We start from the raw sequence: 26,080 nt of genomic DNA, 5'->3' as shown, positions 1-26,080 counted from the left end.
CTATTGTATAATTATTTCGTCTATAAAAACCCATGGTGTAGTACCTTTTCCTTGATGCCATTCCGGTATTGACTTTAATGGATAAACCACAACCTCTAATTTATCATAGTTGCCCTTTACTAAAGGAACACTAAGAAAAGTTGCGCTATTTGAAGTTTCTTTATCACTCTTAGGGTAAGTTGTTGTACCAACGATTTTTCCATCATCAAAAACCTCAATTTTTCCAGGAGCAAAAATCCAGTTAGATTGATTTGTCAAAGCACTAATAATAACTTGAGAAATTTCAACATTTTCATCAAGTTTCAATTCAGCGGAAATAGTATCTGTTTGAAAACCCATCCATTGTTTATCACCACCAAATTGAGCGCTACCTTTAGTAAAATCCATTAAACCCGCAGAGCCCAAACCTGGGTATCTATCGTTAGGCTTTGTAGATAATACCATTTCTTTAATTACCCTTTTATTCGCAATTTTCACTACTTCAATTTGAACCTCCTGACTTTCCAAATAATCCGGATGAAAAACTTTCGCTTTAACTACAGCACTCTCCGTCATTTTCAACGGTGTAGTATATACTTTAGAATTCTGATTAACAGGACTACCGTCTATAGCATATTTTACTACAGAATTAGCTAAATCTACATTGATAGTTACCGTAGTATGTGATTCAAAAAAAATAGCCGAAACATTTATGCGCGGGTCAGATAATTGAAACATATCAGTAGATGCATACACCGTATTCTGAGAAATACATGCCTGACACAACATAATTATTGCGAACAAAGAATAGAATGTACGTTTCATCATATTCTATTCAATTTTATAGGGTATGTCTTTCCAGAATTCCACTGCGCTACATACAAATTATCATCTTCATCAACACAAACATCGTGCGGATGAGTAAATATTTTAATAGATTGAAACATCGGATTTAAACCATTCTTACCATAAACCGGTTTACATCCGCCTGGTGCAGAAATCAGCTTATTATCTTTATCTAAAATAGAAATAAAGCCTGTACCATCTGATCCATCACCAGACCAAATCGTTGCCAAATAAATAGTATCATCTTTAATTACGGGTCTACAAATAAAAGCTCCAGGTAAATCTATACTCGCTATAAATTCACCATCCATCGTAAAACGTTTTAATTTATTCTGTTGCCTAGCCGTTATTAATAGCTCTGGGTTTTTCCCATTTCTTGTGTCCATACAAATACCATGAGCGTTATTAAATAAATGGTCAGCATCTCCCTTCCCTCCAAAAGTCTGCAGCAACTCCCCTTTTGCATTATAACGCATAATATATTGAGTACCATAACCGTCTGCTATATACACATCTCCATTTTCAGCTATGGTAGTTTCGGTAGGTATATATTGTTCTTTAGCGCTATATTTTCCAGATTCTTTAGGATAGGTAAAAATTTGTACCACCTTCCCGTCAATAGTTGTCTTTATAACCTCATGCCTGCTGTTGTCTGATATATAAAGAAAATCCTCGCCATTTTCAACATTCAATGTTAACCCGTGAGCACCAGGATAATCTGTCCCCCAGGTTTCTAACAGTTTACCGGAACGGTCGTAAACTATGATATTATTTTTGGTGTGATTGGTTAGTAGTAAAATTCTGCCCTTAGAATCTTGTACCATTTCATGGCAATCGTTCACAGGATAGTAATTAGGATTCAAAGCTCCCCAATTTAGATCTATCTTATATTTATGACTACCGTGACCAATAATGGCATCTTTATACTCGAGTAAGCTTGCACCTACAGAGGAACATGTTAACAATCCCGCAGATGCAGCAGCAGTATTTCTTATAAAGGTTCTTCTCTCCATTACGTTAAAATATCGTTGATTACTTTTCCTTCTACATCGGTAAGTCTAAAGCGTCTACCTTGATATTTATAGGTGAATTTTTCATGATCAATACCCAATTGATGAAGCATAGTAGCCTGAAAATCGTGTACGTGCACAGGATTTTTTACAATATTATATCCAAATTCATCAGTCTCGCCATAAACAATACCAGGTTTAATTCCGCCACCAGCCATCCACATGGTAAAGCATCTTGGGTGGTGATCTCTACCATAAGTAGTATCTGTAAGTAAACCTTGAGAATAGTTTGTTCTTCCAAACTCGCCACCCCAAACCACTAACGTGTCTTCTAACATACCACGTTGTTTTAGGTCAGCAATTAATGCAGCAGATGCTTGATCTACATCTTTGGCTTGCTTTTGTATAGCACCAGGTAGGTTATCATGTTGATCCCACCCCATGTGATATAATTGAATAAAGCGAACATCTTTTTCTGCCAAGCGCCTAGCCAACAAACAGTTTGCAGCAAACGTACCAGGTATTTTAGCATCTGAACCGTACATTTTATAAATATAATCTGGTTCACCGTCAGTATTCATTACATCTGGCACAGAAGTTTGCATTCTATAAGCCATTTCATACTGTGCTATTCTACTTTGAATTTCTGGATCGTTAGATTCTTGATAATGTTGATCATTGAGTTCAGCCAATTTATCTAACATTGACCTTTTAACATCGGCAGTAGTACCTTTAGGGTCATTAAGATAAAGAACTGGATCTTTAGCCGCCCTAAATTGCACACCTTGGTGAAGGGAATGTAAAAATCCATTACCCCATAGTCTAGTATATAATGGCTGACCATTTGGTCTACCAGAACCTCTTGATAATAATACTGTAAAGGCAGGTAAGTTTTCATTTTCGCTACCTAAACCATAACTTAGCCATGAACCAATACTTGGTCTACCCGGTTGTTGTGATCCAGTCTGAAAAAAGGTTACCGCTGGATCATGATTAATGGCCTCTGTATACATAGACTTCACAATACAGATATCATCTACCATTTTAGCAGTATACGGCAACAAATCACTTATATAAGTCCCGTTTTGGCCATAACGTTGAAAACCAAAATTAGAGCCAACCAAAGGGAAGTTATCTTGCCCAGAAGTCATACCCGTTAAACGTTGTCCATTACGTATTGATTCTGGTAAATCTTCGCCCCTACGTTGATTTAGTAGTGGTTTATAATCGAATAATTCTAATTGTGAAGGTCCTCCACTTTGAAACAGGTATATAACTCTTTTTATTTTCGATGGATGATGTAAAGAATCTAACACTCCTTTTACACCCGCAGGACCACTATCGGCAGTATACAAACCATTTTCACCTTTTCTAAATAAATTGGTTCCCAATAAAGATGCCAGACCTATTCCGCCAACACCCATTGCCGCTTTACCTAAAAAAGACCTTCTATTTAATATAAGGGACCGCTCCTCAACTATTTTCTTTTCGCTCATAATCAGCCTCTATTTATAGTTTCATCTAAATTCAATATTGTGTGTGCCGTCAACGTCATGGCGACCAACTTTTGTTTGTTTATATCTGTTGGTACTTCGCTTCTACCGATACTTAAATATTCTTCTGCAGAGATTTCACCGCTTTCTACTTTAGCCAACATATCATCATAATAATCCACTAAAGACTGGGTTTCAATCTCGTTTGGCAGTCTAGATGTAGCCTTGTAGAATAATGTTTTTATCTGTTCATTTTCAGCATTAGGGTTTGCTATCATCTCACCCACTGCAGCAACCCTAGCAGCTTCTACCATTTGGGGATCATTTAGTAAAACCAATGCCTGTAGCGGCGTATTTGTTTCTTGTCGTTTTACCGAGCAATAATCTCTAGAACTACTGTCAAAAGTCATCATACTTGGTGGTGGCACGGTACGCTTCCAAAAAGTATACAAGCTTTTTCTGTAGACATCATCACCTTCACTTAGAGTATAAGAAGCCGTGCTACCACCACCTCCACCGGTAGTTTCTTCCCAAATACCTTCTGGCTGATATGGCTTAACACTTGGTCCGCCAACTTCTTTATTTAATAATCCACTAAACGCTAAAGCCTGATCTCTTATGGACTCTGAAGATAGACGTAGACGAGATGCACGAGCCAAATATTTGTTTTCTGGATCTTGTTCTAATTTTTCTATTGTTGATTTTGTATCCTGCTGATAGGCTTCAGACATGGCAATATATTTCAACATTGCTCTCGTATCCCAACCTTCATCCTTGTATTTAATAGCCAAAAAATCTAGTAACTCCGGATGCGTAGGTAACGACCCCTGATTACCAAAATCGAACGATGAAGCTACAATACCACTACCAAACATACGCTGCCACAATCTATTAACTGCAACTCTGGCCGTAAGTGGATGTTTATCTTCAAACAACCATTGCGCCAAGCCTAATCTATTTTTAGGATACTCATCAAAAGGAAGAATGGACTCAGGAGTATCAGGAAACACTTCAGCACCATATTGATCGTAAATTCCTCTTTCCAATATAAAAGTTGACCTAGGCTTATCCATTTCTTTCATCACCATTACAGGCACCTCTTTCATTTCACTTTTTTCAAGATTGATAAATCCTAAGATATCATCTACTTCTTTTGAGGTTACTTTTATATATGGTTCTGGTAATTCCGCTGCATTAGCCAACAATCCCTTTTCAGGAATATTATTAAAAAAGCTATAAAATTGAAAATGTTCCTTTTGACTTATAGGATCATATTTATGATCATGACAACGGGCACATTCTAAGGTAAGACCTAAAAATGCCGTACCTAACGTTGTATTTCTATCTTCTACATATTCAACCCGGTATTCTTCAGGAATCACCCCACCTTCGGCAGTTATTTTGTGATTCCTGTTAAAACCGGTAGCTAATATTTGTTCTAAATTGGCATTGGGTAACAAGTCCCCAGCTAATTGATATGTTACGAATTGATCATAAGGCATATTCTGTTTATATGCATGAATTACCCAATCTCTCCAAGGCCACATTGTACGTTCAAAATCATCTTGATATCCATGAGTATCGGCATATCTTGCAATATCCATCCATTCTGCAGCCATATTCTCAGCATAGTCCACAGACAATAATAATGAGTCTATTATTTCTTCATACTTTTCTTTAGATGGATCTGCTTTAAATTCTTCTAGCTGACTTATAGTAGGTGGTAGTCCAGTTAAATCGAACGTAACCCTTCTTAATAATTTCTCACTAGAAGCCCTATCGCTCGGACTCATATTCTTCTCCGTTAACTTACTAAGAACAAAAGCATCTATTTCATTAGTACCCCAATCGTTACTTTCTTCATTATTAGGCACTTCTTGTGGAGCTGGAGGAATAAACGCCCAATGTGTTTTATACTCAGCTCCCTGCGCTATCCATTTTTCTAGGATGGCTTTCTCAAAATCTTCCAAAACCAAATTAGATTCTGGTGGGGGCATCATTAAATTACTGTCTTCCGTAAAAATTCGTTCCACCAAGCTACTTTTAGAAGGGTCGCCTGGCACAATTGCAGCATGAACTTTTAATTTACCTAAAGCTCTGTAAGCCTCTTCGGCAGAATGTAGAGAAAGGTCGCCTTCAACCGCATTTTTATCTGGACCGTGGCATTTAAAACAACGATCAGATAAAATTGGTTTTACATGAAAGGTAAAATCGATTTTTTCCGGCACACTATTCTGAGTACTATTATTTGCTAAAGCAATTGTCTTCTCAGATTTAGAAGAACAACTCAACAAAATACAACAGATAAAAGCTACGGTGGTAAACCTGAAAAAATCAGTCGTAAAGTTCTTGGTCATTAGTGGTGGTTTTTAAACTGTCATGAACTTACAAAGTTTACCAACCACATACAGTTAAAATTCGACCAATAACGAAGTAAAGAAGCTAAATAATATTAGAATTCTCAAAAATGAATTAAAATATTATCAGTCTTACAAAATCTCACTACTATTAGTAAAAGACTAATAATAAATAGCGGGTATTGTACTATTAAGATAAGTATAGGTCTACCAGACCTTCGGGGGTTTTTACAAAAATACTTTTGTTGGCGCGATCTACTTTGGTAATGATATCATCGCTTACGGGAATAAGCAGTTGCTTATCCTCTTTTTGTACTTCAAACAATGCTTGTGCCGTAGTATCATTTACGCTTTGCACAATACCAATATCTCCATGAACAGCGTCTATCATAGTAAAACCTACTATTTCATGATAATAAAATTTATTACCGGTAAGTTTTGGCAACATAGTAAGAGGCAAATAGAGTCCAGATTTCATAATGCGATCTGCATCAGATTCTGATTTCACTTCTTCAAAATCTATACGAAGTAAGTTTGATTTATGGAGGCGGCATCTTTTAATAAAAAATGGAACCAGATTGTTTCCTAAAGAAACGAATACTGATTCCATGTTTTCGTAAATCTCGGGATCATCGGTATCTAGTTTTACTAGCACCTCCCCTTTGAAACTATATTTTGAAACGATATTACCTAGGTAGAAACAATCTTCCTTGCGCATCGTCTCTTAAAAATTATGCTTTATCTTCTTCAGCAGCAGGAGCTTCTGGAGTTTCAACAGCTTGTTCTGGCTCACCAGCAGCTTCAACAGCTTCTACTTCAGCTTCAGCGTTTTCACCTTCAGCAACTTCTGGTAAAGCAGCAGCGGCAGCATCAGCGGCACGCTTGTCGTTTACTTCTTTTTCTGCTTTCAATGCAGCAGCTCTAGCATCAGCTTTCACTTTATCTAAACCACCAACTTTATCAGCAATTGCTTGCTCTTTTTCAGCTAACCAAGTGTTGAACTTTTCTTCTGCTTGCTCTTCTGTTAATGCTCCTTTACGAACACCACCTAATAAGTGATGCTTTAAAAGTACACCTCTATAAGAAAGAATAGCTTTTGCTGTATCTGTAGGTTGTGCACCGTTTTGCAACCATTTTACTGAACTATCAACATTAAGTTCAATTGTTGCAGGGTTGGTATTAGGATTGTAGATACCTAATTTCTCTAAGAATTTACCATCTCTTTTAGCTCTTGCATCTGCAGCAACTACCCAATAGAATGGTTTTCCTTTTTTACCGTGTCTTTGTAATCTAATTTTTACTGGCATATCACATTAATTTGTAGGGTGCCCGACCCTTGATTATTAATTCTATTTTTTTAACTCGTTCGCCATCAACCAGCAAAGCTAATCTCAAAGCGGGTGCAAATATAATTGATTTTAACGAACTGACAATTAACAATTGCAGTTATTTAAACAGTGATTACTGAAAAATATTTCATTTAAAATTTACAAGAAACTTAAAACTCATAAAACATCAATAAATGCTATCGGTTCTAGACTAATACATGAAATTACAAGAAGGTGAATTTCAATGAAATAATCATCAAAAAAAACCCAATAAATTCATTCGTTAATAACTCTTAGCAACTCTGCTTCATCAAACAAGTCCTTTTTAGTAATTTTATAGGCACTTTTTAGGTCAATCATCTGACCGCGTTGAACACTCAGAAAATTCGCTATGTACCTCATATTTGATACCGAAACTACCGGTCTTCCAAAAAACTGGAATGCACCTATTACGGACACCGACAACTGGCCACGTTGTATACAGATTGCATGGCAGTTGCATGATGAAATGGGTAATTGTATTGAACATCAAGATTATTTGGTGCGCCCTGACGGATTCAATATTCCTTATGATGCAGAGCAAATTCACGGAATTTCTACTGAACTAGCAGAGCAAAAAGGTATTTCTTTATCTGAAGTATTAGAGAAGTTCAACATTGCCATGTCCAAAACAAAATTTATAGTCGGGCAAAATGTAGGGTTCGACCTTAACATTATGGGGGCTGAATTTCACCGGTTAGGTGTTGAAAACCCATTACAAGAATTACCAATTTTAGATACCTGTACCGAACATACGGCCCAACTTTGCCAAATTCCCGGTGGTAGAGGTGGTAAATTTAAACTTCCTACGCTAACAGAATTACACCAATTTTTATTTGGCGAACCGTTCGGTGAAGCGCATAATGCGACTGCCGATGTTGAGGCAACTACACGTTGTTTTCTTGAACTTATCCGTAAGCAGCAATACACCATTGAACAATTAGATGTTCAACCAGATTATTTTAAGAATTTCTCTGAAGCGAATCCGAAAGAGATCGAGCTTATTGGTTTAAAGCACATAAACCTTAAAAAAGCATCGAAAAAAATTGCCGATGCACTTTGGGCAAAAGATACTGGCGGAGTTTCTCAAGAAGAAATTCAAGAGAACTTAGCTACGCTAGAGACCGCTAATTTTGCACATCTACACAATCACACTCAATTCTCTATATTACAGTCCACCACAAGTATTCCAGATTTAATCGCCAATACCGCTAAAGCTAAAATGCCTGCGGTTGCAATGACGGATCATGCGAATATGATGGGTGCCTTTCACTTTGTAAACGGTGTCATTAATCATAATAAAGGTGTTGTTTCTAGAAATGAAGCAAATCTTAAAAGATATGAAGCTACCCAGAATGGAACTTTAGAAGAAGGTCAAGAACCTTTAAACGAATTACCAGAGCCAGAAATAGAGATTACACCTATTATTGGTTGTGAATTTCAAGTTTGTGAAGACCACACCAATAAATCACAAAAAGACAATGGGTATCAAATAGTAATGCTTGCCAAGAGTAAAAAAGGGTACTTAAACTTGGCTAAAATGTCTTCTATCGCCTTTGTCAGCGGAAAATACTACGTTCCCCGAATAGATAAAAAAGTTGTTGAGCAATACAAAGAAGATGTAATGGTGCTTACCGGTAACTTATACGGTGAAGTACCTAGCAAAGTTTTAAATGTTGGTGAAAACCAAGCTGAAGAAGCGCTAATTTGGTGGAAAGAAACTTTTGGTGATGATTTATATATTGAAATCATGCGCCACGGTCAAGAAGATGAAGACCGTGTGAACCAAGTATTGATTCAATTTGCAAAAAAACACGATGTAAAATTAGTCGCTACAAACAATACCTACTACACAGCTAAAGAAAATGCCCATGCTCATGACATCCTTTTATGTGTAAAGGATGGAGAAAAACAAGCTACACCTATAGGTCGTGGTCGTGGATATCGTTACGGTTTACCAAATCAGGAATACTACTTTAAATCATCGGAAGAGATGAAGGAGCTATTCAAGGATATTCCTGAAGCAATCATCAATATTCAAGAAATTGTAGATAAGGTTGAAACTTTTACATTAGCACGTGATGTATTATTACCTGCCTTTGACATTCCTGAAGAATTTCAATTTGAAGAAGACAAACTAGATAACGGTAAACGTGGGGAAAACAAATTTCTACGTCACATCACCTATGAAGGTGCCAAAAAAAGATACGGGGAAATAACACCTGCTATTGATGAACGACTAGACTTTGAGCTTAAAGTTATTGAGAAAACCGGTTACCCTGGTTATTTCTTGATTGTGGAAGATTTCATAAGGGCCGCAAGAGCTATGGATGTATCTGTAGGTCCTGGGCGTGGATCTGCAGCAGGTTCCGCTGTTGCTTATTGTTTATGGATCACGAATTTAGACCCAATTAAGTACGATTTACTTTTTGAGCGTTTCCTAAATCCGGATCGTGTAAGTATGCCCGATATTGATATTGACTTTGATGATGAAGGACGTGGTCGTGTGATGGATTATGTAATTGACAAATATGGTTCAAATCAAGTAGCACAGATTATCACTTACGGTACCATGGCTGCCAAATCTGCAATTAGAGATACGGCTCGTGCTTTAGATTTGCCTTTGCAAGATTCTGACCGCATGGCGAAGTTGATACCCGATATGTCTAAGCTAAAAAAGATTATTGGGGTTGATGAAAAAATCTTAAAGGCAAAATTTAGGGCAGAAGATTTAGTTAAGATAAATGAACTTTTGGCGATTTCTGAAGGTGACGGACTGGAATCTGAAACTTTAAACCAAGCATATATTCTAGAAGGCTCTGTACGTAACACAGGTATACACGCTTGTGGTGTAATTATCACCCCAGATGATATTACTAAGTTCGTTCCGGTAGCTTTGGCGAAAGACTCCGAAATGTATTGCACCCAGTTTGATAACTCGGTCGTAGAAGATGCGGGGTTATTGAAGATGGATTTCTTGGGATTGAAGACGCTAACCTTAATCAAGGATACCGTTAAAATTGTAAAAGCCAAACATGGTGTTGAATTAGATCCAGAGAATTTTCCATTAGATGATGTAAAAACATACGAGCTCTTTCAAAGAGGAGAAACAGTTGGTGTATTCCAATATGAATCTCCCGGAATGCAGAAACACATGAGATCCCTTAAACCTACTGTTTTTGCAGATCTTATTGCAATGAACGCATTATACCGTCCTGGTCCAATGGAGTACATACCAAGTTTCATTGCCCGTAAACATGGTACTGAAGAAATTGTTTATGACCTTGATGCTTGTGAAGAATATTTAGCAGAGACCTATGGTATCACCGTATACCAAGAGCAAGTGATGTTGCTTTCGCAAAAATTGGCTGACTTTACAAAAGGTGAAGCCGATGTCTTGCGTAAGGCAATGGGTAAAAAGCAAAAGCATGTTCTAGATAAAATGAAGCCTAAGTTTATTGAACAAGCTTCTGCAAAAGGCCATGCAGCCGATAAATTAGAAAAAATTTGGAAAGATTGGGAAGCATTTGCAGCCTATGCCTTTAACAAATCTCACTCTACATGCTATGCTTGGATCGCATACCAAACTGCTTATTGCAAGGCCCACTACCCTGCCGAATATATGGCTGCGGTACTGAGTAATAATATGAATGACATTAAACAAGTTACGTTCTTCATGGAAGAATGTAAACGTATGGGATTGGATGTATTAGGTCCAGATGTCAATGAATCGTATTACAAATTTGCGGTAAATGATGCCGGTGCTGTTCGTTTTGGAATGGGCGCAGTAAAAGGTGTTGGTCGAGGTGCCGTAGAGACTATTGTAGAAAATAGAAAAGAAGAAGGAACGTATAAATCTGTGTTCGATTTTGCTAAACGAATTGATTTACGTGCCGCCAATAAGAAAGCATTTGAAAGTTTAGCAGTTGCCGGTGGATTTGATTCTTTTGGAGACACTCACAGAGCACAATATTTTCATGATGAGGGAGATGGGGTCACATTTTTAGAAAAAACTATTAAGTATGGTGCCAAATTTCAAGAGAGCGAAAACTCTAGTCAAGTAAGTTTATTTGGTGATGCCAGCGAAGTACAAATACCAGAACCTGTAGTACCACCATGTGAAGAATGGGGTACGATGGAAAAACTGAGAAGGGAGAAAGAAGTTGTTGGTATTTACATCTCCGGTCACCCATTAGATGATTTTAAAACCGAAGTAAAAGCATTTTGTAATGCAAACATAGCTTGTGTGCATGATTTACCTACTTATGTAAACCGAGAACTTACGTTCGCCGCGGTAATCACAGACGTGCAACATAGGGTTTCCAAAAACGGAAAAGGTTGGGCAGCTTTCACCATGGAAGATTATACGGATTCTTATGAGTTTAGAATATTTGGGGAGGAGTATCTTAAATTTAGGCACTTCTTAATGATCAATTCCTTCGCCTACGTGAAGTTATTTGTTCGTGATGGGTGGATGAATAAGGATACTGGCAAAAAAGGGGACCCAAGAATGCAATTTAATAGCTTCATGCTATTACAGGAAGTAATGGAAACCTACGCTAAAAAGCTTACCATAAAACTGAACATTGCCGATCTGAAAGAAGAAAAAGTAAGAGCTTTAAAAGACACATTCACCAATCATAAAGGAGAGCACGCTATCAATTTTATTGTTTATGAGATGGAAGAAAAAATAAAAGTGAATTTAAATAGTAGGAAACAAAAAGTGCATATTTCAAGTGAGTTATTACAACTTTTAGAAAAACAAGACGTTCACTTTAAGCTGAATTAGACATACCTCTTGTGGTATTTTTACATGATTTTAATGAAAAATCAATGAAATCTTGACACACTTATAACTTTCATGTAGCAGCAAAAAGTAAGAAAATAACGATAAAGATTAATAAATTAGCTTGATACCGTTATAGGTAAAACGAATTGTAAGCCCGTAAGGAAACAGAAGAATAATTGACTAAATTTGCATAATCAATAAAAGTAAATAAGATGGCATTAGAAATAACAGATGCTACTTTTGACGAGGTAGTTTTAAAAAGCGATAAACCAGTAGTAGTAGATTTTTGGGCAGCATGGTGCGGTCCTTGTCGTATGGTAGGTCCTATCATTGACGAAGTTAGTACTGAATATGACGGCAAAGCTGTTGTTGGTAAAGTTGATGTAGATGCAAATCAAGAATTTGCTGCTAAATACGGGGTACGTAACATACCTACCGTATTAGTATTCAAAGATGGCGAAATTGTAAGCAGACAAGTAGGTGTTTCACCTAAGAAAGTTTACACAGATGCTATTGATGCAGCTTTGTAAGCACTACTAAGTATAATATTATAAATAAAAAGAGCTGGCATATGTCAGCTCTTTTTATTTGGGTCAATTTTATTTAGACCTATCCTTATAGTTGATTTGTCTTTACTATCTTTAATATTGTGAATCTACAATCAGAATTAAACAAGTCTACCCTATTTTCAAATCTAGAGCTACTTGCCAACCAAGTAGTAGAAGGTTTTATCAGTGGCATACACCGAAGTCCCTTTCATGGTTTCTCTGCGGAATTTGCGGAACACAAAATCTATAACAATGGCGAAAGCACCAAACATATAGATTGGAAACTTTTTGCCAAAACAGACAAACTCTACACCAAACGTTACGAAGAAGAGACAAATTTAAGATGCCATATGATATTGGATAATTCAGCATCTATGTATTATCCGAAAATAGATAATTTAAGCATTGACTCTTTAAATAAAATTGGTTTTAGCGTATTAGCTATAGCCGCATTAATGAACGTGCTTAAAAGGCAGCGTGATGCAGTAGGTTTAAGTATTTACGCTGATGCATATAACTACTACGCTCCTGAAAAAGGAAGTGAACGTCATTTTCAAATGCTATTAGCACAATTGAATGAAGTGAGCCTGGCAAAAAACCCACCAAAAGAGACCAAAACATACACCTACTTACATCAAATTGCAGAGAATATTAAGCGTAGAAGTCTCATTTTTTTATTTACGGACATGTTTCAAACAGAAAAAAATGATGAAGAATTGTTCGAAGCTCTACGTCATTTAAAATATAACAAGCATGATGTGGTACTTTTTCATCCGATGGACAAGCAACGTGAATTATTTTTCGATTTTGAAAATACACCTAAAAGATTTGTTGATGTAGAAACGGGGGAGCATTTAGACCTTTATGCAGACAATATCAAGGAAGCATATAACGAACGAATTACTACGTATCTATCTGATATTAAAATGAAATGCGCTCAATATAAAATCAAATATGTTGACATAGATATACAGCGAGATTTCTCTACAGTGCTCAATACTTTTCTTGTAGAAAGAAATAAATTTCTCTAGACAGAAAAAAAAGTAAAAAAAATGTTTGCGCAATACAAATAACTACATATATTTGCACTCGCTAAACGCCACGGTCTGGTAGTTCAGTTGGTTAGAATACCTGCCTGTCACGCAGGGGGTCGCGGGTTCGAGTCCCGTCCAGACCGCAAAGCAATTATGCTAAGCCTTGTAAACACTAAGTTTACAAGGCTTTTTTCTTTTTAGGGGATGAATGAGGGGACGACTAAAATTAAAATTCTTTAATATTTTATAGAATGTCTATTTTAGGATATGATTTATTTGAAATGTATAAATGAAAGATACTTCAAATTCATTAGAGTAATTTCTCACCTATTTAATATCTTAGTCCCAACAAGTACGATATAATCATTGAACATATTCACTTGTTGCAATACATATCCAACCTATTTAACTTACCTCGTAAAAGTTTGGTTTAAAAGAAAAGATAATATTTAATCAAAACTTAAATGTCCTACTTAGAAATCATTTTAGCTATAATCTCAAGTTCTATTTTATCAGCAATATTTACTTCTATATTTAATTGGAGACTTCACAACTCTAACTATAAAAAAGATTACTATAAAAAAATTTTAGACAAACGACTTATAGCATATGAAAGTTTGAATATGTTAATAAATTATCGAATATGACCCAGATTGAAGACAACGTAATTCATGCAATTCTATTTGATGACGAACTTTTTAACAGCTATTTATATCAATTGATCAACTTATTGGACAATTCATTTTGGTTAGGAAATAAAACTGAACAAAAAGTAACTGAATTACATATTTTTCTTTTCAATAATATATCTAACTATATTAAGGAGGAATTACCCTCAGAGATGAAGAAAAAAAAATCATGAACTCGGGATTTTACATTATGAAAAAATTAGAGCATTTAAAAAGGAATTAATATCGTTAATGAATCAAGACCTTAAAGAACTACACAAGATAGATGTATTCTTTAAAAACAAAGATTTAGATGGACCAACATTTGCTGTATATGGCAAAAAAGCATAATTTAAAATCTAGATTAAAAACTTATTCAATACTTATAGAATCACTATAACCTTTGTTTTCGCTTTAAATCAAAAAAAGCAGTTAACCTTAACATAATTCACAAACAAAAAGTTTGATTACCTCTGTATTATGTTTTGCTAAACCGAGGAAACTATATAAAACATATGACCAATAGAAAAATCAGCTTTGAAGTAATTTGCTGTAAATGCAGAAACTGTTCAACCAATCATTTTCCCTTAACCGCACCTGATGAAGCATATATTGGAATTAACACTTTTAAAGAAGTTTTGATTAATGAGGAAATAGTATGTAGTTATTGCTCAGAGAAAGGCTCTGCTGTAGATGATACGAAATTTGAATTAATTAGAACAACAGGTCTAGACGATAACCTTATTCAAAATCACTCTACTCTAGATAAATTAATCTGGTTTCAAGGTTTAGAATTCATTATTAAACATTACTTAAATGAAATATTTAATCCTAATAAAAACAAGAATATTGCAATAGAAAACGACCTTTATCAATGTAGGTTTATATTAAAAAGACAATGTGATTTAAAACCTACACTTAACCAGCCAGCTGAAAATTATGAATATTATAAAATAATAGCGATTGTTTTAAAAAGTGGAGAAAACAAAACGGTTGAAGGCGATTTTTACTTTATGCATAAGAACAAAATCCAAAATAATTTAGAAGGTATAGTTATTATAAATCCACACAAATACCATGCTCATGAAATAATTAATGCTATCCCAAACAGCTTCTTGTCTCTCATTGAATTAAAAGATTAAATCTATGAAAGAATAAATAGTTAAATCAACATTTGACTGCAATAGCGAGCTTGAATTAAACATAAAATGTATGGATTCAAATTAAGCTAAGTAAAAAGCTATTGTCGAGTGCACGAACAAAATAACATTTAGCATCGAAAGTCCTAATCTAAAATTCATTCAAATTAAATGAAATTCAACAGTAATCTACTTACCACGAAAGAGCAAGAAACTTTGAATTACAATTCCTCGTTTAAAGGGTGTTACAATACTATGCAATTTGTTATTAGACTAAGAGATGACATTAGATCTCAACTCAATTCAAAAGTAGAAATAACTCCAGAGAAGTTACAAGCCTTTTCGACATATCTACACGAGAATATCCATTGGTGGCAACACATTGGTTCTAATTTCGGTTTTCTTTTAAGCACTTCATACCCAGCTAACGCTATTAGTTCGTTTGGTCATTTAAAAAAATTAGTAGAAAAAGAAATAAAATACAAGTCACTACTTAAATATGATGAGGAATATTATAAAAAAAATGGCAAATCTGACATCCCAGAACTTAACATTCTAACTAACAATTTTTATGATTTAGAATATGCGAAATTGTTCAGCCTAGATAATAAAAATATTCATCAAATTATTAAAGACAAAAGATTCTTCCTCAATGTTGGTCATTCCTACATGATACTTTGGACTAATTCAATCTTTATATACTCACAAACTTTGGATCAAGATTTTGATTTTCTACCAAAAATGAACGACTGGATTCCAAATTTCGAGAAACTAAAACAAGAAAAAGTTAACGGTTTTCATACCGAATCAGATTATGCAATTTCCTCATTAGGAATAAAAGCAATTTATGAAGGTCAAGCTATTTTTAACCAAATATTGTACCTTAAAAATGTCTTTAAAGAAAATAAAATCATTTTCAAAGATTTTATAGAAAATGGGATGTTGTATGGAATCTATATCGAAGCGTTTGATATATTTTTGAAGATTTTAGAAGAGGAGAGACCATTTTTTTTGGAAGACCCACTTATTGGTCTTTTTCTACTTGTGTGTGATATTTCCATTAATCCAAACAATGGTTTCCCTTTAGACATATATGACTATAAAAATTTTATAAATAAAAATGACCCAGGCATACGATTTATAGGGATTGCTAAAGCAATAAATAAAAATAAAGATTATTACTTAACCAAGTGCACTGATTTATCTAAGCAAACATACATTGACCTTAGCAAATTACTGAATAAAAAAATTGGGTGTAAATGCAGTTATTCTTCTATTAAAGATGTTCTCAACTGGAAAGAAAACGAATCCATTATTAAATTGCTTGAGGAAGAATCGAATTACTTATATGAAAATGTAAACATGCCGTTTAGGTTATTTTTTTCAAAATATTTAAGATTTCAAGAAGACAAATATGAAAACCCACATTATTTCTGCTGGATTGGACATCATATTCCCAATGCCAAATCCAATGAGGTTATTCAGTTATTTGAAAAACATAAAGCATTATTTATTGATTCAGAGGACGGTGAAATTAAACCAGTAATTCAAAAAAATGTTGATAAAGAAACGTTATACAAAACATTTAACAATTTCTATCAACACACAATATTATACGAACTTATCTTAAAATGGATTTCAGAAGATGGGGATTTCAAACTTGATTATAAGTGGCTCTTTAATAAAAGAAATGATGAAAACGCACCTATTATAAGAGAAACTTTTAAGTACCATTTTGGAGTAGATATTGACGAAATTAAATCTATAAAAAACACTCCTTTTTAAAAATATCAACGGATTTAAAAATTGTTCAAAAATATAAATCGAGATTAATTATAAAGAAGAAATAATATTAAATAAAAGATTCAATTTATACAAATTCGCAATTTCATAAAAAACATTCAGACATAATAAAAGAGCCTATAAAAAATTACAGGCTCTTTTATTAATTAATCACTTATATAATCAATTAGCAGATTTGCGATTGGTCTTTTCAAGTATTTGTATAGATTATCTCTATACTCTTCCAAATAGATTTTATTATTAAGTACTAACATTTGACAACAGGGCATTCCGGCATATGTAGTTATTATATACATAGAATAATTGTTGAAATCATAAGTCACAATATCATATTGATTGTGGAGAAATTCCGTTACATCACCACAGCGTGATTCTGGCAGTTTAATGTTTTGGTAAATACTTGATTTATCAAGTGTTAATAATATCGCGTCGTTAATTTGATGGTCGTATTTATAATTTGGATTTATCATAATTTCTATTTTACTGCTTTATTCTTATCGTCTAATCTTTTATAAAGTGGTAATGTCCTCCTGTTTAAGTCTATACTTTTTACCTCTAAAAAAGTACGTTCCATTGTGTCTTTGACCTTGAAAGTACCTCTTATGGCATTTAATCTTTCAAACTGTTCTACATACTCAACTGTAGTATAAAAATCAGTATACAGCCTTGAAATACGTTTAGAGCAATTCCATACCTGACACTTAAATTTTGCATTGTTCTTGGTCACATACTTTGTAACATAAGAAGCAATAGATTTAATATTACTAGAATTCAATTGCTTTACATCAAAGGCACTAGAAGGTCGAAATTTTTCATTTCTAGGTTTGACACCGTTTTTAATTTGTAAATCAATCCAATAGTTCCACCACTTTTGAATTTTCCAATATTTATTGGTGATAATATGAAAATGGACGTTCCCCTTAAACTGGTCATTCTTGGTTTGCCTTTCAGCAACCCACACATATTGAAAATCGTTATTTCGCTTTTTGGCATTATCTAAGAATTTGCGAAGAATAATAATTGCCTTCTCATCATCTACCTTGTTCAAAAAGGTAAGGGTGACGAAACTTAAACGCTTATAACAACGAGCAAAACAAGTAATCTTCTTTCTTATTTTTTGCTTTGAACGTCTGGAAAGTGTTCTAGGTTTTGGAGTATTTGACTTCTTATTGGTACTTTTTGATTTTGGCTTTTCCTCTTCGGGTTCTTTCTCTTTTTTCTTACGCTGTAAAGAAGAACCTGAAAATTCATCCTTGGGAATAACCCCATACATGCGTGTTGAAAAGGCAACGCTAATGCCGTATGAATTTTTGACTATCATTTTAAAATTTTAAAGGTTGTTTTTAATCTCTGGAATCTGAATCGTTGTACATTTATTAAAACCATTAAAAGGTGATTTTTAAAGGTTAAAAAAAAGAAACGCAAAGATTTTAAAGGTTAAAAAAAAGACTGTTATTCTGTGATGAATGGCGGAACGAAACTATCTCGGTGAAATCTTCGCATGTAAGTTCCCGCACGACGATTATAAACGTTCATGTACTTCCAAGTAGGATGCTTCTTTTTTAAGAACATTGAAAAGCCATTAAGCTTATGAACATATTGCCATTTTTTAGGCTTTGTTCCTTCTTCAAAAAACACAATAACGGAGTAATCATTTTTCTGTTTTAACATGACAGCCCCCTTCCGTTTGAAGTTTGTATAGATTTTAGGGCTTGGGTAACTTCATCAAGTTTGTACAGAATTCTATTACCAATGCGATGTGCTTTGACAATTCCAGTTTTCGTCCAGTCGTGAAGTGTCGGCAAAGAGATACAGAGAAGTTCAGCAGTATCTTTTCTTGATAGGAGTTTTAAACTTTCCTTTTCAGGTTGGTTTAAATTTTTCAGTTTGTTTTCTAAAGCTTCTTCAACTACTTTTTTAATGTCAGAAAGCTCTAATGTACTTAGCATAACTTTTGTCATAAGTGATAACCTAGAACAAAAAGGGTGTGTAAGTGCTCTTAATAAAGCCATTTACAATGCCAAGAACATTGACCGGCTTATTCATCACTCCGACAGGGGTATTCAATATTGCAGTAATGTGTATACTAAAGTATTGAAAAGAAAGAAAATTAAAATCAGTATGACTGAAGAAAAACATTGCTATGAAAACGCCCTAGCCGAAAGGGTAAACGGTATTCTAAAAGATGAATTTTATCTAGACCAAACCTTTACCAGCGTGGTACATGCTAAAAAAGCAGCCAAAAATGCAATCAAACTATACAACTCTAAAAGATTGCATTTATCTTTAGATTATAAAACACCTAATTACGTGCATCAATATGCCGCTTAAAGCTAATATTAATCTGTAGCCGTATTTTAGGACGTGACAATTGAAATTAGATTAAATGCTTTGGGAGACCTATTCAAAATAGGGTCATTAACAGTATCTTGGTTTTCATTATTTGTTTCATCCTCCTCGTTTTCAGTACTTCGGTCTTGGCCCGAGCTTACAACGTCATCCATTATATTGACGGAATCGTCCGATTTACATGAATGGATTATGATAGACCAAAACAACAAATATTTTATAATTTTCATTCGATAAGATTTGATAAACAATCTTACTAGAATGTTAAAAAAAATACTCCCAAAATAACCAGTAAACCGACATAATAAACTTTTCTATGTTCCTTAATTATCAGCTTATCTAAAGCTTACCTAAATCAACTTTAAAGCATAAATCTTTAGGATATTTATTTACAATTAAATAAATAGCATTTGAAAATTTTAGAGCGGTCGATTTTTCAGGTGCTCTACCGTAATCTTGAAAATAAAACTCATTAATATCTTCTAGTTCTAACCAGTCATCTATGTTAGGTACGTATTTAAAGACATCATCTAAAGAACTTAACCATCCACCAAAAATCACATAGCCGTTACCATTATACTCAAATGAGGCTGAATTTTTTCTTATATCTGGGAAGTTATCAATTCGAATCCATTCATTAGCTACGGGAGAAAATTTCCAAAAATCATAATGACCGGTTGAAGTAGCCCCGTTACCAACATAACCTTTATTATTTATAACAAAGACTGAACTATCTCGTCGATTTAAGTTACCAGGAAAATCTGCAACTCGAATCCATATATCCGTCTGATCATTATAAGTCCAAAAATGAGAAAAAGCCTCGTAATCACCATAAGGATTAGAACCATAATAATTACCAAGTCCCATATAAATTAAACCATCTATAGTAAATATAGCAGGCCCTGTTCTAAGTGTATCCGGATAATTAGCTCTTTCAACCAACATTTTAGTATCCATTAATAATTCATAAAAATTATGCTCTTCTTCTTCGCCAAAATAGAAAAACACTCGATTTGAGTCTTTATTAAATAAAATGGAGTATGGTTCGTCTCGCATACTTGTTCTAGGGTAGTTTATATTAAAAGAAGACAACAAATTTAAATCTGAATCCATAGTCTTGACAAGAAATCTTGAGTTCGTATCATCTTCAGTAAAAACGTATGCAGTATTATTATTATCAATAAAGTGTGAAAAATAACTATCAGGAAGTTCTTTATACAATAACCAAGTGTCAATGAACTCTAGGTCCTCTTCAAATTGATAGACTTGGTCCATAACTTTAATTTGAAGGATAGGGTTTTTATCATCATAAGGACCAATTGGCACTCTAACCATGAGTTTTGTTTTAGTAGCTTCTAATATTCTGGCCTCATGACCATCGAATAAAACAATATTATCTTCAATATTTGGACTAAACTCGTCACCCATAATCTCAATGGTTTCAAAAGAACGAAAACTTAAAGGAGTTTCATTTATGATGGGAGATTTGATAGTAAATGATATTTCAGAAGCAACATTTTGCAATTGTGAATTAAGGATGAAAGAATTATTGGAAAAAGATAAAGGCTGCGGTAATACAAATGTTATTGAATCTCTCGAAGAGAATAAAATTTCTGCTTGCCTTTCTTCTATTATAACCGAGTTTCTTTGGTTTTGGAAATCAAAGTGTTTACCATAAACAGTTAATGTGTCACCTATTGAGACTAAGGTATTTGAAATACTCTCGATAGCTGGCCTATACAATGAGAAATTATCAAAATTAGTAGACTTATTAAAGAGTTCCACTGAAACATTTGGGTCAAATATTTTCAAGGTTTCGGGAACTATGCACTTAATTATGGTGTCTGATGATTCCAGTACCACACTCTGTTCTTCATCAAATAAAACCTTTATTCTATTAGAAAGAGCCGAAAAGTTTACCCCTCTGATTTCTAAAGTATCACCGATATGTGCTTGCGAAATAGCTCTTATTTCTGGAGTTTTACTGCCTGTTGAAACAAAAGATTCTGCTTTTGTATAAGCATACTTTTCGGCTTGTTTAATGTATGCAACAGCATAGTATTCTTTATTAAAATCTAAATCGTTTTCAACGTTTTGAGTGAACATATTGGTATCCAACCCATCAGATTCGATTATTCGAGAATTTTCAAAAGTAAGATTTTCAAATTGGGAGATTAAAAAGCCATATTCAGTAATTTTGGTGGCATCCAATTCGTCTGCAGAAGCCTCTAGTAGTATACCTCCCTCATCAAAGACTTCTAATTCCAATTCAAAATTCAGAACTTTTAGGGGCTCGCTTATTTCTTGGTCGGGTTCTGTCTGAACTACTTCTTCATTAGAATCGTCATCAGTACATGAAAAAAGAAGAAATGAGCAAATAAAAAGGATGAAATATTGTTTCACTTTAATTGGTAAAGTTTGAAATTTCAGTTCGTAAAATAATATGATCATAATTGAAAAAATCAGTATAATCCGGAGTATAACTATTTTGTGACCCAACAAGATAAACGTATCCATCATGGACAAACATGGTTTCTCTATACAGATTATACCCTTCCACTTTAAGCGCCTCCCTCCTTGACCATATATCATTTGTTATATCATACTCATAAAACAATCTATCCAAATAATGGTAGAAGAAACCTTTATCCCCAATCTGTGTAAACACTGTTTGACTAATTGGATTGTTTAAATCAGCCTTCCGTACCCAGGTTTCATCAGGCGTAAACTCCCAGGTTTCATAAGCCTTATCTCCATTACAGATATAAATCTTACCATTATTTTCAAAATAATTCGAATAAGATGAATATTGATATTGTCCTGGCACATCAGGTATTTCAGAAATATTCGTCCAAGAGTCCATCACTTCTGAATACTTCCAAAATTTTCTATTTTTAAAAACTGAAGTACCAGAAAATTTATTTGCATACCCACCACCAAAATAAAAACTATCATTTTGATAAAATCCTATAACATCTCCTAAATATGAGTCATAATCGAAATCTTCAAGTTTCAATAACTCTCCATTTAAAAAATTATATTTGTAAAAATTATCAAACTCTCTATTGACATATAAATACAGCTCTCCATTAGCTTTCGGAAATATTTGGATTTGCTCGGGTCTCCCGGCAACGGAAAGAGGAATATCAATTTGTTTCTCCCAAGTGTTATTTTCAGGTGTATATTTATAAAGACGGTAGTTATTTGGTGTAGAATTCACAACCTTATCATCATAGTCATAAACACTAAAGTAATATGCATTATCGTGGTAGAAACTTTCGTTAGAGATTTGCGCAAGACCTGCAGTTCTAGAGATTTCACCGTTTCTCTTGTATCCGTATAAATACCAGATGTTCTTTAAATATAGGCCTAAATCTTGGGTCACCTCTTTATCGACGACTTTAACTGTTACAACATCAATATCTCGATCTTCATAAGGTCCCAATGGAACTTTTACAATTATAGAATCCCCATAAACTTGTTCGATTTCTGCTCGTTTTTCACCAATATATACTTCATGTAAATAATCTTTGAATTCAAAAAAATTAGAACCGTAAATAGTTATACTTTCTCCAATCAACAGACTATCCTTAGAAACTCCTGAAATAACTGGATCTTGTATGATAACAGCTTTCTCTTTTGATAATTCTCGCAATTGAGCTTTAAGTAGCAAGTTATTCTCATGTTTGTTTACGTTGTACGGTAGAATAAACCGAATAGAATCTTTGTTATGATCTAACACACTAATTCTATTATTGTTAAGTTCAATAATTCCGTCTCTTGCCTCTGGTTGATTGGTTAGGTGTTTTCCATAAACTACTACGGTGTCCTTAAGTCCAAAGTTACTCGGTATTGAATCAATTTCCGGAAGATATAGTTGAAAGGCGTTTTTATAATCGATTATCGTATCACGATTGTCTATTTTGATATTTAGGCTATCTGGCTCAAAGCCAAAATAGGGTAGTTCAAATTGAATTATACTGTCATTGTTGAAAAGAATTTTCAATTGTTTATAGCCTAAAGTTAAGCGCACATCTCTGCTAAAGTTTTTACCCTTTAAATTTAAAGTATCTCCTAAATCTGCAAGTTGTGGAAAAACAGAGTTTATGGTTAAAGAGTCGTTTTGACTCTCAGTTAGTTCCTGTTCTTTAGGTTCTTCGGCGATTATTGGGTTGTCTGGCTCTGAAATAATTTCTTCAGGCTCACTACAGGATAAAAAAGTAAGTATTAAGAGAACAATTAGCTGAAATTTCATGGCAATAATTTTCATTTAAACAATTCAAAAATCATATTTAGTTTGAACGTTTGCAAGATTAATCGTTAAAAACCCAGAATAAGCTTTTAAAGCAAAATGGTTTCCCGATAAAATTGTAGGGTAATAAAAGTTTCGTATTGTGAAGTTAAAACTATAATGAAAATCTAATATTTGTAGGTCTTTAATATTAGTTCTTGAAAAAATAAACCAATTCCATTCTAGATCACCAAATAAATGATAAGTCTTTTAAGCAATTGTGAGGCTTATTTTTTTAACAGGTACAACAATTCTAAAAGCCCAATTTTCTTTTCATTAATTTTAGTTCAAGCTATAACTTCTTTAAGGTTGAACTTAATAGATAAAATAATAGATTGGCTCGACGCTTTTGGTAAATTCAAGAAGCGAATCAATACATGGTACTACCTTAAAGACACCCAGATAGCTTTTGCTATTATCTTATTCCTAATTATCATCTTCACAGTATTTTATGCAATGTCCAAATCCAATTTTAATTGGTATTTGTCCCGTCCAGACCGCTAAAAGCCCTCAAGAAATTGAGAGCTTTTTTCGTTTATAAACTGTTTTATGACCAACCACTACGTTTACATTATTTATTCTATTTCGCATGATGTCTACTACAAAGGATATTCTACAAACTACATATTGAGATTAGAACAACATAATAAAGGCTAAACCACTTATACCAAAAACAAAAGACCGTGGAAACTGGTTTATGCAGAAGAATTAGATCCTAATAAAGAAGCGCTTATAAAAGAGAATATGTTAAAAAACAACATAAACAATATTTACTGTGGCTTTTCAAGCAAAAACCTATCCTTATAAAATAGCTTAGAATACATATCTCAGCTCAGCCGAGAGGGTCGAGGGTTCGAGTTCCTACATGTCATGACTCTACCGAGATCCAAAACTAAAAAAGCCCTCAAGAAATTGAGAGCTTTTTGCGTATATAAATAATTTTAGCTTTGCTTAAAGTAATATTGGATGAGTAACTTAAAAGATTTAAATCAATTTCCTCTTGGTTCTTAGCATTCTCTCATTCATTATTTGAGCATATAGAATTTGGTTTTCTTCAATTTGTCTTTCTCGATCAGAAACCTCAAATACAGATTCGTCACTTATACGAGCACTAGAAAATTCTTCATCTTTTTGACTGTCGATAGTTAAATCGTTCAACAATAGATTTAACTCGTTAGAAACTTCAGTTTCAGATAGTGTTACAGTATTTTCTTTAAAGACCACAGATTTGAATAGGCTTAAAAATGTCATAAGTATTGATTTGGGGTTTAGTATAAAACGACACCAATACTAAAATAGTATATTTTAAAGTAATCTTTTTCTTACATATTGTATTTATGCTTAAATATTCTGTACTAACTTTAAAAAACTATAATTAACTCATTAACCTTTAACAATACCTGTATGAATGCAAAATTCTTATTTTAGAGCTTCTAAAATACTACAACAGCAAAAAAATAGTTACCATATTAGAGAATCCCTTATCTATATTTATGTTGAAAAACTGGTATGTACTTTATGTAAAACCTAAGAATGAAAAAAAGGTAGCAGAAAGACTATTGAGTCATAAAATTGAAGTCTACTGCCCGATGGTTAAGGAGGTTAAACAATGGAGTGACCGAAAAAAAACTATTGAAGCTCCCTTATTCAAATCCTATGTATTTGTACAAATCGCAGAATTAGATCGAAAGAAAGTATTTGAAGTACCCGGTGTTGTACGATACTTGTACTGGCTTGGCAAACCTGCCGTTGTGCGAGATATAGAGATGGAGACACTAAAAAAGTGGTTATCTAATGATACGGTAGAAAACTACAGTCTATGCAAATTAGAATCAGGAGACAAAGTTGCCATTAAATATGGGGCGTTAAAAGACCAAAAAGCCGAAGTCATAGAAGTAGGTAAAAAACGCGTAAGACTGGTTCTTGAAGGTATGGGTATTGTTCTTAATATGAAAATTAGAGATTTGGCATAAGTTTTCATCTCCACGTATAGTTATGACACCTTTTTAAAACCATTCATATTATTTCAAAATATTTTACTTTTTATCCTTTGTTGAGAACTAAATGCATCACAGCATATCAATCTTTATCTCATCCTAATCAATTTAAAAATTACACTTAGAAAATGACAATATTAATTATCAATTTATACCAAAGTACACGTAAATAGAGATTTAAAATTTCTTTTTCATAAATCCCTATTTCGTTATCGATATTTTTTGGAATGTAACTTTATGCTACTTAAGTTTGTTCCTGCAATTTACTCCCCCGTAAAAGTTTAATGAAGTATTAGGTATACTTCGTTTTTAAAATGCACACCTAAGGTAGGTTCTAGAAAATGGGGCTTACGATGCGGAGCGCTATATCCTATTTTAAAAATTCAGATATTTTCTTAATAAAGAATCCA

General features: G+C 33.8%; 21 protein-coding genes and 1 tRNA gene. 9 read left to right on the top strand and 13 right to left on the bottom strand.

Annotation, left to right across the window (positions count from 1 at the left end; all coding sequences use genetic code 11):
* The 6 genes from BM296_RS05950 to BM296_RS05925 all read right to left on the bottom strand — a co-directional run bounded on the left by BM296_RS05950 (position 1) and on the right by BM296_RS05925 (position 6,992).
* Positions 1 to 807, bottom strand: coding sequence for a chitobiase/beta-hexosaminidase C-terminal domain-containing protein (locus BM296_RS05950; protein ID WP_091902103.1), 807 nt, complete (start codon positions 805 to 807; stop codon positions 1 to 3).
* Positions 804 to 1,838, bottom strand: a complete 1,035-nt coding sequence (locus tag BM296_RS05945) for an NHL repeat-containing protein (RefSeq protein ID WP_091902101.1) — start codon at positions 1,836 to 1,838, stop codon at positions 804 to 806. Before BM296_RS05945 ends, BM296_RS05950 begins: the two co-directional genes overlap by 4 nt.
* Complete coding sequence (locus BM296_RS05940; protein WP_091902099.1) at positions 1,838 to 3,331, bottom strand: DUF1501 domain-containing protein; 1,494 nt, start codon at positions 3,329 to 3,331, stop codon at positions 1,838 to 1,840. Before BM296_RS05940 ends, BM296_RS05945 begins: the two co-directional genes overlap by 1 nt.
* Before the next feature lie 2 nt (positions 3,332 to 3,333).
* Complete coding sequence (locus BM296_RS05935) at positions 3,334 to 5,685, bottom strand: PSD1 and planctomycete cytochrome C domain-containing protein (protein WP_091902097.1); 2,352 nt, start codon at positions 5,683 to 5,685, stop codon at positions 3,334 to 3,336.
* Between the two features lie 190 nt (positions 5,686 to 5,875).
* Positions 5,876 to 6,403 (bottom strand): ribosome maturation factor RimM, encoded by a 528-nt coding sequence (rimM, locus tag BM296_RS05930; protein ID WP_091902095.1) that lies wholly within the window; start codon positions 6,401 to 6,403, stop codon positions 5,876 to 5,878.
* A gap of 13 nt (positions 6,404 to 6,416) precedes the next feature.
* Complete coding sequence (locus BM296_RS05925) at positions 6,417 to 6,992, bottom strand: 30S ribosomal protein S16 (RefSeq protein WP_027065106.1); 576 nt, start codon at positions 6,990 to 6,992, stop codon at positions 6,417 to 6,419.
* 412 nt (positions 6,993 to 7,404) lie between these two features.
* Between BM296_RS05925 and dnaE the strand changes: the two genes are divergently transcribed.
* From dnaE to BM296_RS05890, 7 genes are all read left to right on the top strand, one after another.
* Positions 7,405 to 11,841: a DNA polymerase III subunit alpha gene (dnaE, locus tag BM296_RS05920; protein ID WP_091902093.1), complete on the top strand. Its 4,437-nt coding sequence runs from the start codon at positions 7,405 to 7,407 to the stop codon at positions 11,839 to 11,841.
* Between the two features lie 212 nt (positions 11,842 to 12,053).
* Complete coding sequence (gene trxA, locus BM296_RS05915) at positions 12,054 to 12,371, top strand: thioredoxin (RefSeq protein WP_027065108.1); 318 nt, start codon at positions 12,054 to 12,056, stop codon at positions 12,369 to 12,371.
* Between the two features lie 119 nt (positions 12,372 to 12,490).
* On the top strand, positions 12,491 to 13,420 hold the full coding sequence (locus BM296_RS05910; RefSeq protein ID WP_091902092.1) for a DUF58 domain-containing protein: 930 nt from the start codon (positions 12,491 to 12,493) through the stop codon (positions 13,418 to 13,420).
* 72 nt (positions 13,421 to 13,492) lie between these two features.
* A tRNA-Asp gene (locus BM296_RS05905) sits at positions 13,493 to 13,566 on the top strand.
* 500 nt (positions 13,567 to 14,066) lie between these two features.
* Positions 14,067 to 14,285, top strand: coding sequence for a hypothetical protein (locus BM296_RS05900; RefSeq protein WP_091902090.1), 219 nt, complete (start codon positions 14,067 to 14,069; stop codon positions 14,283 to 14,285).
* Between the two features lie 321 nt (positions 14,286 to 14,606).
* Entirely contained in the window at positions 14,607 to 15,233 is a 627-nt protein-coding gene (locus BM296_RS05895; RefSeq protein ID WP_091902088.1) for a hypothetical protein, read from the top strand.
* A 252-nt stretch (positions 15,234 to 15,485) separates the two neighbouring features.
* Positions 15,486 to 17,015, top strand: coding sequence for a hypothetical protein (locus BM296_RS05890; RefSeq protein ID WP_091902086.1), 1,530 nt, complete (start codon positions 15,486 to 15,488; stop codon positions 17,013 to 17,015).
* A 493-nt stretch (positions 17,016 to 17,508) separates the two neighbouring features.
* Here the strand turns inward: BM296_RS05890 and BM296_RS05880 are convergent, their stop codons facing one another.
* The 3 genes from BM296_RS05880 to BM296_RS05870 all read right to left on the bottom strand — a co-directional run bounded on the left by BM296_RS05880 (position 17,509) and on the right by BM296_RS05870 (position 18,994).
* Complete coding sequence (locus BM296_RS05880) at positions 17,509 to 18,354, bottom strand: rolling circle replication-associated protein (protein WP_091902083.1); 846 nt, start codon at positions 18,352 to 18,354, stop codon at positions 17,509 to 17,511.
* A 131-nt stretch (positions 18,355 to 18,485) separates the two neighbouring features.
* Positions 18,486 to 18,704 carry a hypothetical protein gene (locus tag BM296_RS05875; RefSeq protein WP_091902081.1) on the bottom strand — a complete coding sequence of 73 codons (219 nt, stop codon included), beginning with the start codon at positions 18,702 to 18,704 and terminating at the stop codon, positions 18,486 to 18,488.
* A complete protein-coding gene (locus BM296_RS05870) occupies positions 18,698 to 18,994 on the bottom strand; it encodes a helix-turn-helix domain-containing protein (protein ID WP_245786969.1) in 297 nt (98 codons plus the stop codon). Before BM296_RS05870 ends, BM296_RS05875 begins: the two co-directional genes overlap by 7 nt.
* Between BM296_RS05870 and BM296_RS19695 the strand changes: the two genes are divergently transcribed.
* On the top strand, positions 18,954 to 19,364 hold the full coding sequence (locus tag BM296_RS19695; protein WP_091902077.1) for an integrase core domain-containing protein: 411 nt from the start codon (positions 18,954 to 18,956) through the stop codon (positions 19,362 to 19,364). The genes BM296_RS05870 and BM296_RS19695 overlap by 41 nt on opposite strands.
* 26 nt (positions 19,365 to 19,390) lie before the next feature.
* On the opposite strand, the gene BM296_RS05860 is transcribed toward BM296_RS19695, so the two are convergent.
* The 4 genes from BM296_RS05860 to BM296_RS05845 form a co-directional block, all read right to left on the bottom strand.
* Positions 19,391 to 19,612, bottom strand: a complete 222-nt coding sequence (locus BM296_RS05860; RefSeq protein ID WP_091902075.1) for a hypothetical protein — start codon at positions 19,610 to 19,612, stop codon at positions 19,391 to 19,393.
* 109 nt (positions 19,613 to 19,721) lie between these two features.
* Positions 19,722 to 21,785 carry an IPT/TIG domain-containing protein gene (locus BM296_RS05855; protein WP_218157865.1) on the bottom strand — a complete coding sequence of 688 codons (2,064 nt, stop codon included), beginning with the start codon at positions 21,783 to 21,785 and terminating at the stop codon, positions 19,722 to 19,724.
* A gap of 1 nt (position 21,786) precedes the next feature.
* Positions 21,787 to 23,637, bottom strand: a complete 1,851-nt coding sequence (locus BM296_RS05850) for an IPT/TIG domain-containing protein (RefSeq protein ID WP_177214922.1) — start codon at positions 23,635 to 23,637, stop codon at positions 21,787 to 21,789.
* 1,020 nt (positions 23,638 to 24,657) lie between these two features.
* Positions 24,658 to 24,924, bottom strand: coding sequence for a hypothetical protein (locus BM296_RS05845; protein WP_091902069.1), 267 nt, complete (start codon positions 24,922 to 24,924; stop codon positions 24,658 to 24,660).
* A gap of 242 nt (positions 24,925 to 25,166) precedes the next feature.
* On the opposite strand from BM296_RS05845, the gene BM296_RS05840 reads away from it, so the two are divergent.
* Entirely contained in the window at positions 25,167 to 25,646 is a 480-nt protein-coding gene (locus BM296_RS05840) for a UpxY family transcription antiterminator (protein ID WP_091902067.1), read from the top strand.
* The last annotated feature ends 434 nt before the right edge of the window (positions 25,647 to 26,080 follow it).

The organism is Maribacter stanieri (assembly GCF_900112245.1).
GTDB classification, from domain to species: domain Bacteria; phylum Bacteroidota; class Bacteroidia; order Flavobacteriales; family Flavobacteriaceae; genus Maribacter; species Maribacter stanieri.
This window is presented reverse-complemented; position numbering and strand designations above follow the sequence as displayed.

Excerpts from the sequence above, each read along its gene's own strand:
- BM296_RS05950 (WP_091902103.1), bottom strand. The coding sequence starts at position 807 with ATGATGAAACGTACATTCTATTCTTTGTTCGCAATAATTATGTTGTGT.
- BM296_RS05945 (WP_091902101.1), bottom strand. The coding sequence starts at position 1,838 with ATGGAGAGAAGAACCTTTATAAGAAATACTGCTGCTGCATCTGCGGGA.
- BM296_RS05940 (WP_091902099.1), bottom strand. The coding sequence starts at position 3,331 with ATGAGCGAAAAGAAAATAGTTGAGGAGCGGTCCCTTATATTAAATAGA.
- BM296_RS05935 (WP_091902097.1), bottom strand. The coding sequence starts at position 5,685 with ATGACCAAGAACTTTACGACTGATTTTTTCAGGTTTACCACCGTAGCT.
- rimM (WP_091902095.1), bottom strand. The coding sequence starts at position 6,403 with ATGCGCAAGGAAGATTGTTTCTACCTAGGTAATATCGTTTCAAAATAT.
- BM296_RS05925 (WP_027065106.1), bottom strand. The coding sequence starts at position 6,992 with ATGCCAGTAAAAATTAGATTACAAAGACACGGTAAAAAAGGAAAACCA.
- dnaE (WP_091902093.1), top strand. The coding sequence starts at position 7,405 with ATGTACCTCATATTTGATACCGAAACTACCGGTCTTCCAAAAAACTGG.
- trxA (WP_027065108.1), top strand. The coding sequence starts at position 12,054 with ATGGCATTAGAAATAACAGATGCTACTTTTGACGAGGTAGTTTTAAAA.
- BM296_RS05900 (WP_091902090.1), top strand. The coding sequence starts at position 14,067 with ATGACCCAGATTGAAGACAACGTAATTCATGCAATTCTATTTGATGAC.
- BM296_RS05895 (WP_091902088.1), top strand. The coding sequence starts at position 14,607 with ATGACCAATAGAAAAATCAGCTTTGAAGTAATTTGCTGTAAATGCAGA.
- BM296_RS05890 (WP_091902086.1), top strand. The coding sequence starts at position 15,486 with ATGCAATTTGTTATTAGACTAAGAGATGACATTAGATCTCAACTCAAT.
- BM296_RS05880 (WP_091902083.1), bottom strand. The coding sequence starts at position 18,354 with ATGATAGTCAAAAATTCATACGGCATTAGCGTTGCCTTTTCAACACGC.
- BM296_RS05875 (WP_091902081.1), bottom strand. The coding sequence starts at position 18,704 with ATGTTAAAACAGAAAAATGATTACTCCGTTATTGTGTTTTTTGAAGAA.
- BM296_RS19695 (WP_091902077.1), top strand. The coding sequence starts at position 18,954 with ATGTCAGAAAGCTCTAATGTACTTAGCATAACTTTTGTCATAAGTGAT.
- BM296_RS05870 (WP_245786969.1), bottom strand. The coding sequence starts at position 18,994 with ATGACAAAAGTTATGCTAAGTACATTAGAGCTTTCTGACATTAAAAAA.
- BM296_RS05860 (WP_091902075.1), bottom strand. The coding sequence starts at position 19,612 with ATGAAAATTATAAAATATTTGTTGTTTTGGTCTATCATAATCCATTCA.
- BM296_RS05850 (WP_177214922.1), bottom strand. The coding sequence starts at position 23,637 with ATGAAATTTCAGCTAATTGTTCTCTTAATACTTACTTTTTTATCCTGT.
- BM296_RS05845 (WP_091902069.1), bottom strand. The coding sequence starts at position 24,924 with ATGACATTTTTAAGCCTATTCAAATCTGTGGTCTTTAAAGAAAATACT.
- BM296_RS05840 (WP_091902067.1), top strand. The coding sequence starts at position 25,167 with ATGTTGAAAAACTGGTATGTACTTTATGTAAAACCTAAGAATGAAAAA.